Annotated in this window: 10 protein-coding genes; all 10 read right to left on the minus strand. The window is 74.9% G+C overall.

Going from position 1 to position 15788, the window contains the following annotated elements:
• Positions 1–429 precede the first annotated feature (429 nt).
• The 10 genes from ACYVHU_RS24625 to cbiE all read right to left on the minus strand — a co-directional run bounded on the left by ACYVHU_RS24625 (position 430) and on the right by cbiE (position 15563).
• A complete protein-coding gene (locus ACYVHU_RS24625) occupies positions 430–2928 on the minus strand; it encodes a GTPase (RefSeq protein WP_078763862.1) in 2499 nt (832 codons plus the stop codon).
• Positions 2925–4712: a GTPase gene (locus ACYVHU_RS24630; protein ID WP_078763894.1), complete on the minus strand. Its 1788-nt coding sequence runs from the start codon at positions 4710–4712 to the stop codon at positions 2925–2927. The genes ACYVHU_RS24625 and ACYVHU_RS24630 overlap by 4 nt, the downstream gene beginning before the upstream one ends.
• A gap of 32 nt (positions 4713–4744) precedes the next feature.
• Positions 4745–6064: a uroporphyrinogen-III C-methyltransferase gene (cobA, locus tag ACYVHU_RS24635; protein WP_078763861.1), complete on the minus strand. Its 1320-nt coding sequence runs from the start codon at positions 6062–6064 to the stop codon at positions 4745–4747.
• Positions 6065–6324: 260 nt separating this feature from the next.
• Complete coding sequence (cobT, locus tag ACYVHU_RS24640; protein WP_498949608.1) at positions 6325–8748, minus strand: nicotinate-nucleotide--dimethylbenzimidazole phosphoribosyltransferase; 2424 nt, start codon at positions 8746–8748, stop codon at positions 6325–6327.
• A 213-nt stretch (positions 8749–8961) separates the two neighbouring features.
• A complete protein-coding gene (gene cobC, locus ACYVHU_RS24645; protein ID WP_078763859.1) occupies positions 8962–10011 on the minus strand; it encodes an Rv2231c family histidinol phosphate aminotransferase CobC in 1050 nt (349 codons plus the stop codon).
• 113 nt (positions 10012–10124) lie between these two features.
• The gene (locus tag ACYVHU_RS24650) at positions 10125–11048 is read right to left on the minus strand and encodes a sirohydrochlorin chelatase (protein WP_078763858.1); all 924 of its coding nucleotides are present in this window, start codon (positions 11046–11048) and stop codon (positions 10125–10127) included.
• Between the two features lie 79 nt (positions 11049–11127).
• Positions 11128–11766 (minus strand): precorrin-8X methylmutase, encoded by a 639-nt coding sequence (locus ACYVHU_RS24655; RefSeq protein WP_078763857.1) that lies wholly within the window; start codon positions 11764–11766, stop codon positions 11128–11130.
• Positions 11763–12029: a 4Fe-4S dicluster domain-containing protein gene (locus ACYVHU_RS24660; RefSeq protein WP_432939323.1), complete on the minus strand. Its 267-nt coding sequence runs from the start codon at positions 12027–12029 to the stop codon at positions 11763–11765. Before ACYVHU_RS24660 ends, ACYVHU_RS24655 begins: the two co-directional genes overlap by 4 nt.
• Positions 12030–12496: 467 nt before the next feature.
• Positions 12497–14248 (minus strand): precorrin-3B C(17)-methyltransferase, encoded by a 1752-nt coding sequence (gene cobJ / locus ACYVHU_RS24665; protein ID WP_078763855.1) that lies wholly within the window; start codon positions 14246–14248, stop codon positions 12497–12499.
• A gap of 58 nt (positions 14249–14306) precedes the next feature.
• Positions 14307–15563 carry a precorrin-6y C5,15-methyltransferase (decarboxylating) subunit CbiE gene (cbiE, locus tag ACYVHU_RS24670; protein WP_432939318.1) on the minus strand — a complete coding sequence of 419 codons (1257 nt, stop codon included), beginning with the start codon at positions 15561–15563 and terminating at the stop codon, positions 14307–14309.
• Positions 15564–15788 lie beyond the last annotated feature (225 nt).

A 15788-nucleotide genomic window follows, 5' to 3' on the forward strand; every position in this document is an offset into this window, starting at 1 on the left:
AGGGAAAAACCGCTAGATTGGCCCTGCTTCACCTCGTCGTCAACTCTCGGACGAGTTCGCGTGCCATCGCGTTCCCGGATGCCGTGCACATGGCCGGGACGGGCCATGCGGGCGATCTCCTGGTTGCGACGGTGGATCATCGGTGGAGCGCCACGCCTTCGGGTCGCTTCCGGACCGGGGGCGGGGCAGGCCGGCACGGGTGTGCGCGGCCGAGAAGTTCAGGAGGGGGTAGGCGAGGCATTCCACCGAGGGAGACGACCAATCTCGGTGGCCGATGCCATCCGCCTTTTCGGAGGAGGGTTTGGAGGAAGCCATGGCTTCTGTCGTCCAGTGGGGCTAGTCCGATTCTCCGGGCACAGCCACATGCGCGGAGGGGCCGGACGGGAATCCCCGTCCGGCCCCTCCCTCCTTACCGGAGTCCTCGGCCGCTCATCGTCCCGCGGCGGCCTTGAACGCCTCGGCGAACCTGCGGTACTCGGCGAGCTCGTGTTCGAGGGGGGTCACGACACGCTGCACGGCGATCTCGCGGACGCGCTCGGTGGCCTTCTCCTCCACCTCCTCGCGGCGGCGCCCCGCCGCGACCCCCACCAGGTTGCGGCAGCCCACCCCGGTCAACCAGCCGACCAGCAGCGTCGCAGCGGACAGCGCCGCGGCGAACCCGATGAAGACGGGGTCGTCCAGGACAGCCATCCCCGTCAGCCCGCCGAGAGCGGAACTGACGACCAACTCCACGAGCCAGACCAGCCCCATCCCGGCGAGCGCGGCGAGCGCGTACTGCAGGGCGCGCACCGCCGTCCACCAGCCGGGGGTGTCCTTCGGGTCGGGCACGGCCCCGGCGACCGCGCCGCCGAGGTCGTCGGAGAGCTGGGCGGCGTTGGCCCGAGCCGCCTCGCGCATCCGCTTCGGCCACGGCTCGGGCAGACCCGCCGCCGCCTGGTCGGCCGCCGCGACCAGGGCGGAGTCGATCTCGGCGTGCTGCGCCCCCAACGGCCCGGCGGGGCCTTCGGGGAGGCCGTCGCGGAGGAAGTCCAGCCGCACCGCCCGTAGTGGATCGCGGCGCAGCCGTCGCGCCCAGCGGGTGACCGGCCAGCCGACCAGCCTGCTCCCCCGGCGTTCGTAGACGGTGTCGGTGGCGTCGGCGACCGCGCTCACGCCTCCGGCGCGGGCGAGATCGGCCACCAGGGTCCGGCGGATCTCATCGGGCATTCGGGGCGCCTCGCCGTCGGCCAGGTAACGCTGGAAGTCCCGCGTCACCTGGTCGAGGTCGGCGGCGAGCCGGTCGATCGAGGCACGCCGGTCGGAGACGGTGCGTACGAGCAGGTCGCGTAGGTCGCGGATGCCGTGGCCGGTGACCGTGGACGCCGTCAGGATCCTGGGGTGGACACCGGACTCGGTCTCCAGCAACCGCCGCAGGTCGGTGAGCAGTTCCTCGACCTCGTCGTCGGCCACCCGATCGACCTGGTTGAGCACCGCCACGGTGACCGCGCCGTGGTCGGCCATCTCGGCGAGGTAACGGTGGTGGACGGCGGCGTCGGCGTACTTCTGCGGGTCCAGGACCCACACCAGCAGGTCGACGGCGCCGATGAGACGGTCGGCCTCGGCCGTGTGGACGGCCCGGACGGAGTCGTGGTCGGGCAGGTCCAGCAGAATGAGCCCGGACAGCTCGGAGTCGCCCTTGTCGAGTTCACTGACCCGCGAGTGACGGTGGCGGGGCGGGACTCCGAGCCAGTCGAGCAGCCCGCCCGCGCCCTCGTCCCCCCAGACGCAGGCGTGCGCCGAGGAGGTGGTGGGCCGGGTGATGCCGACGCGGGAGAGGTCCAGCCCGCACAGCGCGTTGAACAGCGAGGACTTGCCGCTTCCGGTGCCGCCCGCCAACGCGACGACGGTGTGGTCGGCCGACAGCCGAAGGCGCGCGCCGGCGTGTCCGAGCAGGTGCCGGGCCCGCTCGATGAGGTCGGGGGCGAAGTGGTCGCGGCCGATCTCGACCAGCGTGGCCAGCGCGTCCAGGCGTGCGATGAGTTCGGCGCGCGTGGTCTCGGGCATCGGCCGCCACGTCTCGTAGCTGGTCGGCCGGTACTCCTCTTCCTCTTCCTCCTCCACCGGTTCGGCCGGCGTCCAGGAGGGGGCCCCGTCGAGGCGCTGGTCGGCCTCCTGCTCCTCCGCGGGCGGCACCGCCGCGTGCTCGGACAGGGCTTCCTCGGGCTCTGACGCGGTGCCGTGTGCGGGGCCGGACGCGCTGCGACGGCCGGCGATGGAATCGTCATCGGCGACGGCCTCGGTGAGACTGCCGACCCAGCCGGCCAGGTCCTCGGGGTCGTCGGGGTCGACGGAGGAACCGCCGGCCTGCGACACCGCCTCGGTCTCGGAGGGCTCCTCCTCGGCCGGGGGGACCTGGACGGTGGGCCGGACGGGCGCCGCGTGACGCCCCTGGCTCTCGGGAACCGGCGTGTCGGTAACGCTGTCGGGCCGCGCGAAGGGGCCGGCCTCGGAGTCGGAGTGGGGCCGGGAGGTGCCCGCGGTGGGAACCGCGTACCGGAAGGCGGGCCGTCCCCCGGGAGTGGCCGCCGCGTCGCCGTCCAGGACATCGCCGTGCCGCGCCGGACGCAACCGCGGCTCGCCTTCCGCGCCGGCGGCGGACGCGTTCGCGGTGTCCTCGCGCTCGCGCGGGGCCACCCAGGTCGGCCCGGTGGCGGCGTGATCGGCGGCCCGGCGCAGGGGCGGGAAGGCGCCGCCCGTGTCTCCGCCCCCATCGGGCGGGGCCGCGGCGGGGCGGAGGGGCTCGGAGGCGTCCGGCTCGGCGGGCGCGGCAGCCGAGTACCGGCCCTCCTGCGAATGTCGGTCAGCGCCCGCGGGACGCGTGGCCGTCTCCCGGGGATCAACGTCCTCCGTCGTCTCGTCGACTGGGGCGGGGTTCCGGTGAGTCGTCATCGCGCAATCTCAAGGTTGTATGTGGCTTGGTAGAGCTGGACGGCGTCGTCCTCGCCCGGCAGGTCGGCGGCGGACAGCGCGGCGGCGAAGCGGCGCTTCTCCTCGTCGAAAAGCTCACCGATGCGCGCGTGGAGGTCGTGGCGCGCCTTGGTCCCAATGTTACGCAGGGACTCGGCGCCGAAGAGCGCTTTGAGGAGCCGCTGTGGGGCCGCCCCGCCGCCGGCCCTGTCCTCGGAAGCGTCGAACCCGAGCAGACCGACGATAAGCACCAGCGCGAACGCCTCTTCGTCGTAGGTGACGAAACGCGCGACCGAACGCTTCGTGACCCCTTCGGAGGCGATCAGCCCCACCACCCGGCGCTGCCAGGCGGCGACGGCCTCGCGCGTCCTGCGGTCCAGGCCGACCGGGGTCGCGCCCAGCCCGTGCCGCTCGACGAGTTCCTGCGTGCCCGGGACCTGGGCCCAGCGGTCCATGATCTCCTCGCCCGCGCGCTGGGCCGCGGTCACCACCAGCGTCTCCAGGCCGTCGTGGATGGCCTGTTCCAGCGCCTGGACCCGTGTCGCCTCGGCGGCGGACTCGTTCTTGGCGCCACGGCGGCTGCGCACCCGCAGGGAACGGAGGAGTTCTCCGCTGGAGACGACGTCCTGCCAGCGGGCCAGCACGTTGCCGCGCAGCAGCGCGCCCTCGCCCAGGGCCGCCTCGACCTCGGCGTGCGCGGTCCCGAAGGCCTCCGAGACGGCCGCCTCGAGCGTCCTGCCGACCTCGACCTGGATCTCGACCTGCTTGGCGAGCTCGGGGACACGGGTGCGGAAGCTGTCGAGCACCCCGGCGAAGGTACGGCGCGCGACGGTGTCGCGCAGGGCGAGATCGCCGGCGACGTCGGCGAGGTAGCCACGGACCTGGTCGGCGGTGCCCGCGGTGAACCGGCCGTTGGCGATCTGGTCGGTTTCGGGAATGACGAACCGCGCCGCCCCGCCCAGGCCGTTGGCCTCGAGCATCGCCCCGAAATGGTCGACGAGTTGTTCCCGGCCGCGTCTGGGCACCCTCGACAGCACCACGGCGAGCGAGGTGTCACGGTCGCGGGCGACCTGGAGGAACTCCCACACCCTGGCGTCGGCGTAACGGCGGCTGGTCGTGACGAACACCCACAGGTCGGCCGCGTCGAGGAACTTCGCGGCGAACTCGTGGTGGGCCGCGACCGCGGAGTCGACGTCGGGGGTGTCCAGCAGCGCCACGCCTTCGGGCATGCACTCGCTGGCGGCGAGGACGAGCATGCCGTCCTTGCCCGGCATGGCCAGTCCCTGCTGACGCACGCGGGGCAGCGACGGGAGGAACGCCGCCTCGCTGAACCAGTCGACGTCGGCCGGGTTGCAGGCGAGCACCGGGCTGTTGGTGGTGGGCCGGCGCACACCGGTGGTGGTGACCTGCTCGCCCACCAGGCTGTTGACGAGGGTGGACTTGCCGGCTCCGGTGGAGCCGGCGACGGCGATCAGCAGCGGGGTGTCGGCACGCCGTACGCGCGGCAGGACGTAGTCGTTGAGCTGGTCGAGGACGTCGCTGCGGGCGGTCTTGCCCTCGCTGGCACCGGGCATCCCCTCGGCGAAGCGGATGCCCTGGACCCGAGCGCGCAGCGTCTCAAGGAGTCTCTCCAGTTGCGCGTCGCTGGCGACGGGCCCCCGGTGTTTGGGGCCTGTTCGCCGTCCCTGGGCGGCGGACGGGGGGGTTCCCCTCGTTCCGGGCCTGCCCGATCCCGTCGCGTCCGGCTCAGCAGGCGGCCGGGGCATGGCGGTTCCGCCCTTCTCGTCGGCCTTCGTGGTCACAGAACCCGATTCCCCTCGGAGGCGGTGTCACTTCCGGTGCCGGCGGTTCCGCCGGGAAGAAAAGCGGATCCGGCGACGTGCCCGCCCATGTGCAGTATGTCAAGGTCGCGAGCCGTGTTCACCACCTCTCCGATGACGAGGACCGCCGGCGGTCGGATACCGGCCCGCGCGACCTCGGTGGCGACGGTGCCCAAGGTGGCGGTGAGGACACGCTGGCTCGGCAGCGTGGCCTCTTGGACGACCGCCACCGGGGTGTCCGGGGAACGGCCGTGTCCGGTGAGGGCGTCCGCGATCGCTCCGACGCGCTCCACCCCCATCAGGGCGACGATCGTCCCCCGCAGACGGGCCAGAGCCGCCCAGTCGACGGTGGACCGCTCATCGCCCGGGGCGACGTGGGCGGAGACGATGTGCACGTCCTGGGCGACCCCGCGGTGGGTGGCCGGGATCCCGGCGGCGGCCGGCGCGGCGAGCGCGCTGGTCACCCCGGGGACGACCGTGACGGGGATCCCCTCGCGCACACAGGCGGCGACCTCTTCGCCTCCACGTCCGAAAAGGAAGGAGTCGCCCCCCTTGAGGCGGACGACGAACTTCCCGGCCTTGGCCCGTTCGACCAGCACCTGGTTGATCCGCTCTTGGGCCATCGATCTGCCGTAGGGGATCTTCGCCGCGTCGATGATCTCGACATCGCCCGGCAGCTGGTCCAGCAGGGAGGTGGGCGCGAGACGGTCGACCACGACGACGTCGGCCTGGGAGAGCAATTGGCGTCCGCGCACGGTGATCAGGCCGGGGTCCCCGGGCCCGCCACCGACGAGAGCGACACCGCGCAGCGGTTCGCGCCCGCGCCGGGCGTCGAGAGCGCCCTCGGCCAGCCCCTCGGTGATCGCGTCGCGCAGCCCCGCCGCACGACGCGGGTCACCGTCGGCGATCACGCCCACGGTGACCCCCGCGGCCGTCCCCGCGGCCGGGGTCCAGGCACTGGAGGCGTGGCGGTCGTCGGCGCGGACGCACCAGATGCGGGCCCCTTCGGCCTCCGCCATGACCTGCGCGTTGACGTGGGGATCGTCCGTGGCGACGTGGACCAGCCAAAACCCGTCGGAGAGGTCTGCGGTCACGTCACCGGGCCGGTAGGCGCGCCGGTGCCAGATCAGGCGTCCGGACGCGGCGAGATCCTCCAGGGCGGGGGTGACCTCGGGGGCGACCAGGACGACGCGCGCTCCGGCGTCGAGCAGGACGGGCACCCTGCGTTGGGCGACCCGGCCCCCGCCCACGACCAGGACGTCGCGTCCCTCCATCCGCAGCCCGAGAAGGTAGGTCATCGAGGCAGCCTCCAGATCCCGTTCGTTCCCCTGCGCCTCAGGGGACGTGGCGCTCCGCCGGGCACCGGCCGCTCACGCGGCGCACCGGATCCGCGCGGCACGCGGCCGCAGGCGTGTCCACCCTGCCTGATCGGCCCCCTGGTGATCAACAGCAGCGTCATATCCGGCGATGCCCCAAAAAATACCGTGCCGGGCCGGGAACATGCCCACAGCCCGGCGGTTCCTCCCCCGTGTGCCACGGCTCACGTGGGCGGTCTCTCTCAGGAGCGTTCGGTCACACCGGCGCTGTCGAAGGTGGCGACCTCGCGCAGCGCCCGCACCGCCCCCTGGAGCAACGGCAGCGCGAGCAGGGCCCCGGACCCCTCGCCCAGGCGCAGTTCCAGGTCCACCAGCGGGCGCAGCCTCAGGTGTTCCAGGACCACCGAGTGCCCCGGTTCGCTGGATCGGTGGCCGGCGACACAGGCGTGCAGGACGTCGGGGCTGAGGGCCGCGGCGGCCAGCGCCGCCGCGCCCGCGATCACGCCGTCGAGCAGGACCGGGACCCGCAGCGCCGCCGCGCCGAGGATGAACCCGGTCAGCGCGGCGTGTTCCAGCCCGCCGACCGCGGCGAGCACGCCGACGGGGTCGGCCGGGTCGATCCGGTTGGCGCGCAGCCCCGCGCGGACGACCTCGATCTTATGCTCGTGCATCGCGTCGTCCACCCCGGTGCCGCGTCCGGTCACCTCGGCCGGGTCGCGGCCGGTGAAGGCGGCGATGAGCGCGGCCGAGGGGGTGGTGTTGGCGATTCCCATGTCCCCGGTGACCAGGCAGCGATTGCCCGCGGCGACGAGGTCGCGGGCGACCTCGATGCCGGCCTCGATGGCGTATCCGGCCTGGACCCGGCTCATCGCCGGCCCCCGGGTGAAGTCGGCCGTGCCGCGGGCGACCTTGCGGGGCAGCAGGCCGGGCACGGTGGGCAGGTCGGCGAGGACGCCCACGTCCACGACGGTGACCTCGGCCCCCACCTGGCCGGCGAAGGCGTTGACCACGGCTCCGCCGTCGAGGAAGTTGCGCACCATCTGCGCCGTCACCTCCTGCGGCCAGGCCGTCACGCCCTGGGCGTGCACGCCGTGGTCACCGGCGAAGATCGCGACGGCGGCGGGCTCGGGAATGGGGGGCTGGGCCTCGCCGGCCAGACCGGCGAGCTGCACCGCGACGTCCTCCAGGACACCGAGCGCGCCGGGCGGCGTGGTCATACGGCCCTGTCGTTCCCGCGCCTCGGCGACGGCGCGCGCGTTCGGCGGGCCGATCTCGGCGACGGTCTCCTCCAGCAGGCTCGTCGGCGCCTCGCCGGGCAGGCCGCGGCGGCCGTAATGGTCGCGGTGGACCGCCCACGACAGCGGGCGGCGTTGCGCCCACCCGCTGAGGGAGAGCTCGGGCTCGGTCGGGAAGTCGTCCACGTACCCCACGCACAGGTACGCCACGATCTCCAGGTGTGGGGGGAGGTCGAGCTCGCGGGCGAGGGCGCGCTCCTCGAAGAAGCTGACCCAGCCGACGCCCAGACCCTCGGCGCGGGCCGCCAGCCACAGGTTCTCGACGGCCAGCGAGGCGGAGTAGCCGGCGGTCTGGGGTTGGGCGTGCCGGCCGAGCGTGTGCCGGCCGCCGCGCGTGGGGTCGACGGTGACGACGACGTTGACCGGCGTGTCGAGGATCGCCTCGACCTTCAGGCCCGAGAAGGCCCGGGCCCGCGCTCCGGGGAGGGAGGAGGCGTAGGCCTCGCGTTGGCGGCGCACGAGTTCTTGGACACGTGTCCGGGTCTGCGTGTCATCGATGACGACGAAGTCCCACGGCTGGGAGAAGCCCACCGAGGGCGCCTGGTGCGCCGCCTCCAGGACCCGGGTCAGCACCTCGTGGGGGATCGGGTCGCCGCGGAAGCCCACACGGACGTCGCGCCGCTCGCGGATCGCCCGGTAGACGGCGTCACGCTGGGCGGCGGGATAGGCGTGCCTGGCGGGTCCCCTGTAGGGGGAGGGCGCCACGGACTCGGTGGGAAGGGCGCGGGCGGATTCGGGCGGCTCGGGCGCGGGGGCCGCCGCCCGCTCCGCCGGCCGGTCGGCGACCGCGCCGTCCTCGGCCGCGGAGGTGATCGCCTCGGAGGCGGGGGTGATCGCCTCGGAGGCGGGAACGGCCGCGCGCCGTGACGTGGTGGACGCCGTGGTCCGGTCGTGCGTGCTCCCCCGGAAGGGGATGACGTTGGGTTCCAAGAGGTGGTCCGTGTCCTGTGTACGGGGGTCGGCCGAGCGGGGCGCGCCGCCGGCCGACGGTTCTGCTGGGGCGGGTTCCTCCCGCTGGGAGGAGGTCTCGGGCTCGTCCGGGTCGGAGAGGGGGTCGGCGGAGGCGTTGCCGTGCGCGGGCGGGAAGAAGGGGTTGCGCCATTCGGGGTTGAGTCCGCGCCGGACGGCCGAAGGTCCCTCCTGGGCGGTCCCGGGGCGCAGCGGGGATGCCCCGCGCCCCTGTTCCGGCAGGTCGTCGAGGAGTCCACCGCCGCCCACCGGCGGGGCCGATGTCAGGGCCTCCCACCGGGTCGGTTCACGGACCGGCGGAGCGTCCACGGCGGCCGGCTCGGGCGTGGCGTTCCTGGCGGTGTGCTCGTGCTCGTCCGGGACGGCGGCTCCGTGCGGGCGGCCGTTGTCGTCAGCGGTCATGGCATCCCTCCCGCGTCGCGGAACATGGTCGGCGGACGGACAGGGCTGCCGTCCACGGGCGGTGTCAGCGCGTCACGTGGCGTTGCCGTGCGTCCGCTCCCTGCGGGTCTCGGCACGTCGTCTCCCCTCGTCGTTGCCGTCGCGGCGGTGCCGGTCTCCCCCTCGGCGTCCGCCGCGTGCGGGCGCCGCCCTCGCCGGCGGTCCCAAGACGATTCACAGCAACTCTGCCAGAGTTCGGGTCAGCCGTTCATTGGTCTGTCGATCCCGGACCGCGATGCGCAGGTATTCCGTTCCGAGCCCCGGGAACGTATCCCCCCTGCGCACGGCGATCCCGTGGGCGCGCAGCCGGGTGCGCAGCCGGTCGGCCTGCGGTGAGCGGACGAGCAGGAACGACGCCGCGGCGTTGGGGGTGACGCGCAGGCCCAGACCGGCCAGTTCGGCGGCGAGGCGGTCGCGTTCCCCGCCCAGCTCGCGCGCCCACTCCCGGGCCTCGGCGACGGCGCGGTCGGAACTGCATTCCAGGGCGGCCGTCAGCGCCGGGGTGGAGACCGCCCACAGGGGTTGCGTCTCGGCGAGGGAGCGGACCAGCGCCGCCTCGGCCAGCAGGTAGCCGACGCGCAGGCCGGCCAGTCCCCAGGTCTTGGTGAGACTGCGGACGACGATGAGCCCCGGCAGGTCGGCGCGGCCGCTCAGCGATTCGGGCTCTCCCGGCACGCAGTCGGCGAACGCCTCGTCCACGACGAGCAGCCGGCCCGGGCGCGCCAGCCGGGCCAGGGTGCGCGCGGGGTGCAGGACGGAGGTGGGGTTGGTCGGGTTGCCGATGATGACCAGGTCGGCGTCGTCGGGAACCAGGGCGGGGTCCAGCGTGTAGTCCGGCGGGAGGAGGACCCGGTGGACCTCGTGTCCCGCGGCCCGCAGCGCGGCCTCGGGTTCGGTGAACTGCGGATGCACCACGACCGCGCGGCGCGGCCGGGCGAACCGGGCGATCAACACGAACGCCTCGGCCGCGCCCGCGGTCAGCAGCACCTCGTCGGGGGCGCGCCCGTGCCTGCGGGCGACGGCCTCGCGGGCGGGGCGCGGGTCGGGGTAGGCGGCGAGGTCCTCCAGGGAGGCGGCGAGACGTTCGGCCAGCCACCGCGGCGGCGTCCCCGCGCGAACGTTGACCGCGAAGTCCAGCAGGTCCGGCCCGACCTCGGAATCACCGTGGTGACGCAGGTCGACACCGATCCCGTCGGCGCGGTCCGACCTCTCCTCCACGCGCATGGCCCACTCCGCTCCACCCGAAAAGGACAGATCGCAACAACAGGGCGAACCATATACCGGTGGCGGGGAGCGGGGACGTCGAGGGGACGCCCCTCGCCGCCACGGATCAGCCCCTAGTGGCCGTGCCCATGTCCGTGGCCATGTCCGTGGCCGTGGCCGTGGGCGGGATCGTCGGGGTGGTGGTGGGGCGTCTGCGGCGCGCCGACCTTGTCCTCGAAGCCCGGCAGGGCGATGCGGTAGACGCAGGTGTCGCAGTTCATCCGGATGTCGCCGGCGACGGCCTCGTCGTAGCGCTCGGCGATCACGTCGGCCAGCCCGTCGCAGTCGCCCACCACGGGCGCGCACCGCACGTCCAGTTCCGGGTGGGCCGAGGCGAACGCCGTGGCCTGGTCCACGACCCTGTCCGGCAGTACCCCGGCGAACAGGAAGTAGGGCAGGACGACGACGCGCCGGGCCCCCAGACGGCGGACCCGTTCCAGTCCTTCGGGGACCCCCGGCCAAGCCAGCGAGACGAACGCCGGCTCGACGAAGGAGACGCCGCGCCGCGCGGCGTGCCCCTCCTGGAGCAGGCGCGCGACCTTGCACACCTCCGCGTTGGCGTCGGGATCGGTGGAGCCGCGCCCGACGAGCAGCACCGCGGTCTCCCCCTCCGCCCGTCCGTCCTCGTCAGCGCCCAGGACGTCGTCCATACGCTCGGCCAGCAGGTCGAGCATCGTGGGGTGCGGCCCGATCGGACGACCGTAGACGTAGTCGAAACCGGCACGGCGTTCCCGCTCCCGGGCCAGCGCCCCCGGGATGTCCCCCTTGGCGTGCCCGGCGGCGACCAGCATCATCGGCACCGCGACGACACGGCGGTGGCCCCGTTCGTACAGGTCGCCGACGGCGTCGGTGAGCGGAGGCGGGGACAGTTCGATGAACCCTCCCGCCACGTCACGGTCGTCGAACCGGTGTCTCAGTCGCTCGACGAAGGCCTCGAACCCCGCGACGCCCTTGGCGTCCCGGGTCCCGTGTCCGACGAGCAGCAAGGGGGGTCTCATCCGTCACCTTTCACTATCTTCGGGGGAACCCCGCCAGGGGGCACCGGAACTCCGGGAGTCCCGTGGGCGGCGGGGACGTTCAGACGTGGGCGCGGGCCTCGGCGGGTTCCTCCTCCGCCGCCTCCTCCGCCACCGGGGTGGGCCCGTACAGCAGGGCGTTGAGCGCCGCCGCCGCGACCGCCGAGCCGCCCTTCTCCGAGATGTTGCTGATCTGGGGCAGTCCGCTGGCGCGCAGCGCGGCCTTGGACTCGGCCGCGCCGACGAACCCGACCGGCAGGCCGATGACCAGGGCCGGCTCGATCTTGCGGGCGATGATCTCCTCCAGGGCGGTCGGGGCGCAGCCCACCACCCACACCGCCCCGGGACCGACCTCGGAGTAGGCCAGCCGCACGGCGGCCGCCGACCGGGTGATGCCGGCGCCGCGGGCCAGGCGTTCGGCGATCGGGTCGGCGATGCGGCACACCGTCTCGCGCGCGGTGATCCCCGCGGCGACCATCGCGACGTCGGTGACGACGGGGGCGCCGGCGGCCAGCGCCGCGGCGGCGGCAGCGGCGCTCTCGTCGTCGATCACCAGGTCGGAGGCGTAGTCGAGGTCGGCGCTGGCGTGGATGACCCGCTCGGTGACGGCCCTGCTGTACTCGGGCAGGTGGGACAGGTCGATCCGGGAACGCAGGATGCGGTAGGACTCGACCTCGATCGGGTGGACCTGACGGCTCACGGACGTATACCCCCGGCGTGTTCGTGGACGGGACCGCTCACCTCGACGACGGCGTCGGCCGGACAGACCTCGACGCACTCCAGACACCCGGTGCACCGGTCGACGAGGATGACCAGCGCGGCGCCGCGCCCCTGGGCGTCGTGCCGTGGCGTCGAGTGGACGGGACGGATCGCGTGCTCGGGGCAGGTGAGCAGGCAGGCGCCGCACGCGGTGCACGCCGGCGTGACGAGGACCGGGGCCGACGCCACTACGACGTCCGACACGGCCACGCCCCTCCCCTGGTAGGACACCCGATTCCCTCGGCGAGCCCGACCAGCGTACATGCCGGGGTCCCCGACCTCCCGGCGACACCACCGCGGGCCGGGAGAGCCGGGGACCGCGCTCCCGGGCCCGCCCCGGGGCACCGGTGCGGCGCTGTCACGGTGCGGCGCCGCCCTGCCCTGCCGCCATGGCGTCCGGAAGGCCGGCGCAGGCCCCTCACACTCCTCGCCGCCGTGCTCTGGAGGTTTCCGGCACCGCTTCGCGCGGACGCCGCGGGCCGGGCCGGGGCCGGCGGGCCGACGCCCGGGAGCAGCGCTGGGCCGGCGTCGCCGGAGGCCGGCTCCGCCCGTGGAGCGCGGACACCGGTGGCGCCCGTTGCGGCCCTCGCAACGGGAGCGGCCCCGCGCCGCCGGGGTCGTGGCCCCTCCGCGTCCGAGGAGGCGGCGCGGCCCTCACGAGGCGCGCGCGCTCAGCCGACGTCCTTCCACCGGTAGCCGCGTGGCGTGACGAACCGTCCGGCCACAATCCGGCTCGCCGAGGAACCGACGAGCACGACGGTGAACATGTCCACCTCCTCGACGCCCCCGGCGAGCATGTCCGACAGCGTGGACAGGGTGACCCGCTCCCCCTCGCGCGCGGCGTTGCGGACGTGGCCGACCGGGGTCTCGGCCGGGCGGTGCTCCGCGAGGATCTCCAGCGCGCGGAGGAGCTGCCAGTCGCGCTTGCGGCTGCGGGGGTTGTAGAAGCCCACCGTGAAGTCGCCTTCGGCGGCGGCGCGGACCCGGCGCTCGATCGCCTCCCAGGGCGTGTGCAGGTCCGACAGTGAGATGTAGGCGTGGTCGTGGCCGAGCGGCGCGCCGAGCAGGTTCGACGCGGCGACCGCCGCCGTGACGCCGGGGACGCCCACCACCTCGATGTCTGCTCCCGCGAAGTCCAGCGCGGGACTGGCCATGGCGTAGACGCCGGCGTCGCCGGAGCCGATCAGCGCCACCGCGGCTCCCCCGCGCGCCTCCTCCACGGCCCTGCGGGCCCGTTCCTCCTCCCGGCCCAGGCCGCTGGCGAGCACGCGCGTTCCCGGCCGCACCAGGTCGCGGACCTGGTCGACGTACTGGTCCAGGCCGACCACGACCGACGCCCGCTCCAGTTCGGCCACCGCGCGCGGCACGGTGAGGTCGCGGGCGCCGGGTCCCAGGCCGATCACGGCCAACCGTCCGCGTGGGACGAGCCGCGCGACCGCGACGGTCGCCGCGGCCGACTTGCGCTTGGGCACGACGAGTTCGGCCCCGCGACCGGCCCCGGCCGCGGTGCGCAACGCAGCGGCCTCGGCGACGCTGGGGGTGCCGACCTCGGAGCGGACGACCTCGCTGGGGTTGGGCACCTCGACCGCGGCGAGGTCCGCGGCGGCGTGGGTCACCACCTCCCAGCCGCGCTCCCGGGCCGCGGCGAGGATGCCCTCCTCGTCGGCCTTGAGGTCGACCGTCGCCAGGGCGCGCACCGAGGCCGGCGCCAGCCCGGCCTGCGCCAACGCGCCGTCGACGAGGGCGCCGACCTCCTCGGCCGTCACCCCCCGCGCCGAGCCCACCCCGACGACCAGGGAGGGCGGCCGATAGGTCACGACGGGCGTCTTCCGCGGACCCGCCGGGTCGTCGGCCCGGTCGCTCACCCGGATGACGGCGGCCGCCTCGCCCTCCGGCAGGTCGGCGGAGACGTTGCCGGGAAGGGCCGGCAGCGGCCACCCCGTGGCGCCCTCCAACCGGACGGGCTCACCCGAGAGCACCGCCGCGCCGACGCGCGCCAGCGGCCCCGGATCGTCGAGGACGAACCCCAGATCGGCCCCGTAGGCGTCGAGCGGTGTGACGCCGGCGCTGTCGCTGGCCGTGGTGACCACAGGCGCGCACCCCAAGACCCCGGAGACCCGTTGGGCGAGCTCGTTGGCCCCGTGGTGACCGCCGAGCAGGGCGACGGCGAACCGCAGCGACTCGTCGACGCAGACGACGGGCGGGTCGCTCCGCTTGTCCGCCAGCAGCGGGGCGAGCACCCGCACCGCCGCCCCGACGGCGAGGAAGGCGACGACCGACCGGCAGCGGGTGAAGGCCGAACGCAGCGCGTCGGCCGGGCGCTGCGCCGTGACCACCTCGACCTCGCCGGGCCAGGCCGCTGCCAGCCGCTCCGCCGCCGCCCGTCCGGCCGCCGTGACGGCGATGACGCCGATCTCGCTCATGTCCACCTTTCGTCTTGCGCGCCGCGATCCCCGTTGCGGGGACGGCGAAGCGCGCGGATCAGGCCCCGGCGAGCCCGCGCGACACGGCCCCGCCCTGCTCTCCCGTCGTCTCGGCGCCCGTCGCCCACAGCACGGTCACCGGGTTGGCCGCGGCGAACCGCAGCGAGCCCCCCGGCAGCGGCGCGAGCCGTGACGCCTGCACCTGGGCGCCCGACACCACGTAGCCGGCTTCGGCCAGCAGGTCGTGGGCCGGACGGACGCGGTCCACCGCGGCGAGCGCCACCACCACCCGCGCCGGCCGCCGCCGCACCACCCCGGCGAGCACCGCGGGACCGCCGCCGCCGACGAACACGGCGTCGGGGGACATGGCCGCCTCGGTGGAGGCCGGAGCCGTACCGGCGACCACCTCCACCCGCACCCCGTGCGCGGCGGCGTTGCGCCGGATCCGCTCCCGGTCGGCGCGGTCACGTTCGAAGGCGATCGCGTGGGCCCCGAACCTGGCGCACTCCACCGCGACCGAGCCGCTGCCGGCCCCCACGTCCCACACCACGGTCCCCGGACGCGGCCCGAGACGGGCGAGCACGAGGGCGCGCACCTCCGGTTTGGTGATCATCGACGCCCGGTGCTCGAAGGCGTCCTCGCCCAGCGCCCAACCGTCGGGAGCGCCCGGGTGGCCGGACGTCCAGGCCATCGTGGCGGCGACCGCGTTCTCGGGGTCCACCGCCACCACGACGTTGGGGTGGGCCCAGGTCCGGCGGGACGCCTCCCCCTCCCCCACCAGGGTGACCTGTTCGTCGGCCGTGCCGAGGCGCTGGGCGACGTGGACCCTGCGGCCGGCGGCCAGCAGGGCGGGCAGGAACGCCTCGGGTCCGGCCCCGCCGGGCGCGGTGAGGATGGCGGCCTTGGGGTGGGCCAGGGCCGCGGCGAGCGCCCGCCGGGGGCCGCGCCCCTGTTCGGCGCGGCCGTGCGCGGAGACGACGACCGCGTCGTCCCAGGGCAGCCCCAGCCGGGCGAAGGCCAAAGCGACGGAGGAGACGCCGGGAAGGACCCTCGGCTCGGCCCCCCGCGCGCGCAGCGCCCGCACGATCCCGAAGAAACCGGGGTCTCCGGAGGCGAGCACGGCGACCGGCCCGGGGTCGGACATGATCTGCTCCAGCGCGGCGTCGAGGGCGCGGATCGCGATCCGGCGCGTCCCGGCCGGCACCTCGACCGCGTCCAGGTGCCGTTGGGCTCCGGCCACGCACGCCGCTCCGGCGAGGCTGGCCACGGCTTCGGCTCCCAGCGGCCCGCCGTCGACGCCGATGACGGTGATCATCCGCCCGTCCCCCCAGCGCGGGGAAGCGGTCCTGCGCCCGGCCGGTCCCCTGCCGGCGACGGGCGGACGCCGGGCGTCGCCACGATGGTGGGGGGTCCGTCTGCGCGCCCCCACCGGGCTCCATTGTCGATCACGGGCACCAAGGATCCCAGAAGCGGCGCCCGTGGCGGCGTGCGGGGGCGGGGGAGGCGGTCGCGCGGCCGTCCCGGCCCGCCGGGTCTCCCT

Source organism: Marinactinospora endophytica (genome assembly GCF_054780875.1).

What these genes read in the sequence shown, in the direction of transcription:
- cbiE (WP_432939318.1), bottom strand. Translation starts at nt 15,563, where the DNA reads ATGATCACCGTCATCGGCGTCGACGGCGGGCCGCTGGGAGCCGAAGCC.
- cobJ (WP_078763855.1), bottom strand. Translation starts at nt 14,248, where the DNA reads ATGAGCGAGATCGGCGTCATCGCCGTCACGGCGGCCGGACGGGCGGCG.
- ACYVHU_RS24650 (WP_078763858.1), bottom strand. Translation starts at nt 11,048, where the DNA reads ATGAGACCCCCCTTGCTGCTCGTCGGACACGGGACCCGGGACGCCAAG.
- ACYVHU_RS24625 (WP_078763862.1), bottom strand. Translation starts at nt 2,928, where the DNA reads ATGACGACTCACCGGAACCCCGCCCCAGTCGACGAGACGACGGAGGAC.
- cobC (WP_078763859.1), bottom strand. Translation starts at nt 10,011, where the DNA reads ATGCGCGTGGAGGAGAGGTCGGACCGCGCCGACGGGATCGGTGTCGAC.
- cobA (WP_078763861.1), bottom strand. Translation starts at nt 6,064, where the DNA reads ATGACCTACCTTCTCGGGCTGCGGATGGAGGGACGCGACGTCCTGGTC.
- ACYVHU_RS24630 (WP_078763894.1), bottom strand. Translation starts at nt 4,712, where the DNA reads ATGCCCCGGCCGCCTGCTGAGCCGGACGCGACGGGATCGGGCAGGCCC.
- cobT (WP_498949608.1), bottom strand. Translation starts at nt 8,748, where the DNA reads ATGACCGCTGACGACAACGGCCGCCCGCACGGAGCCGCCGTCCCGGAC.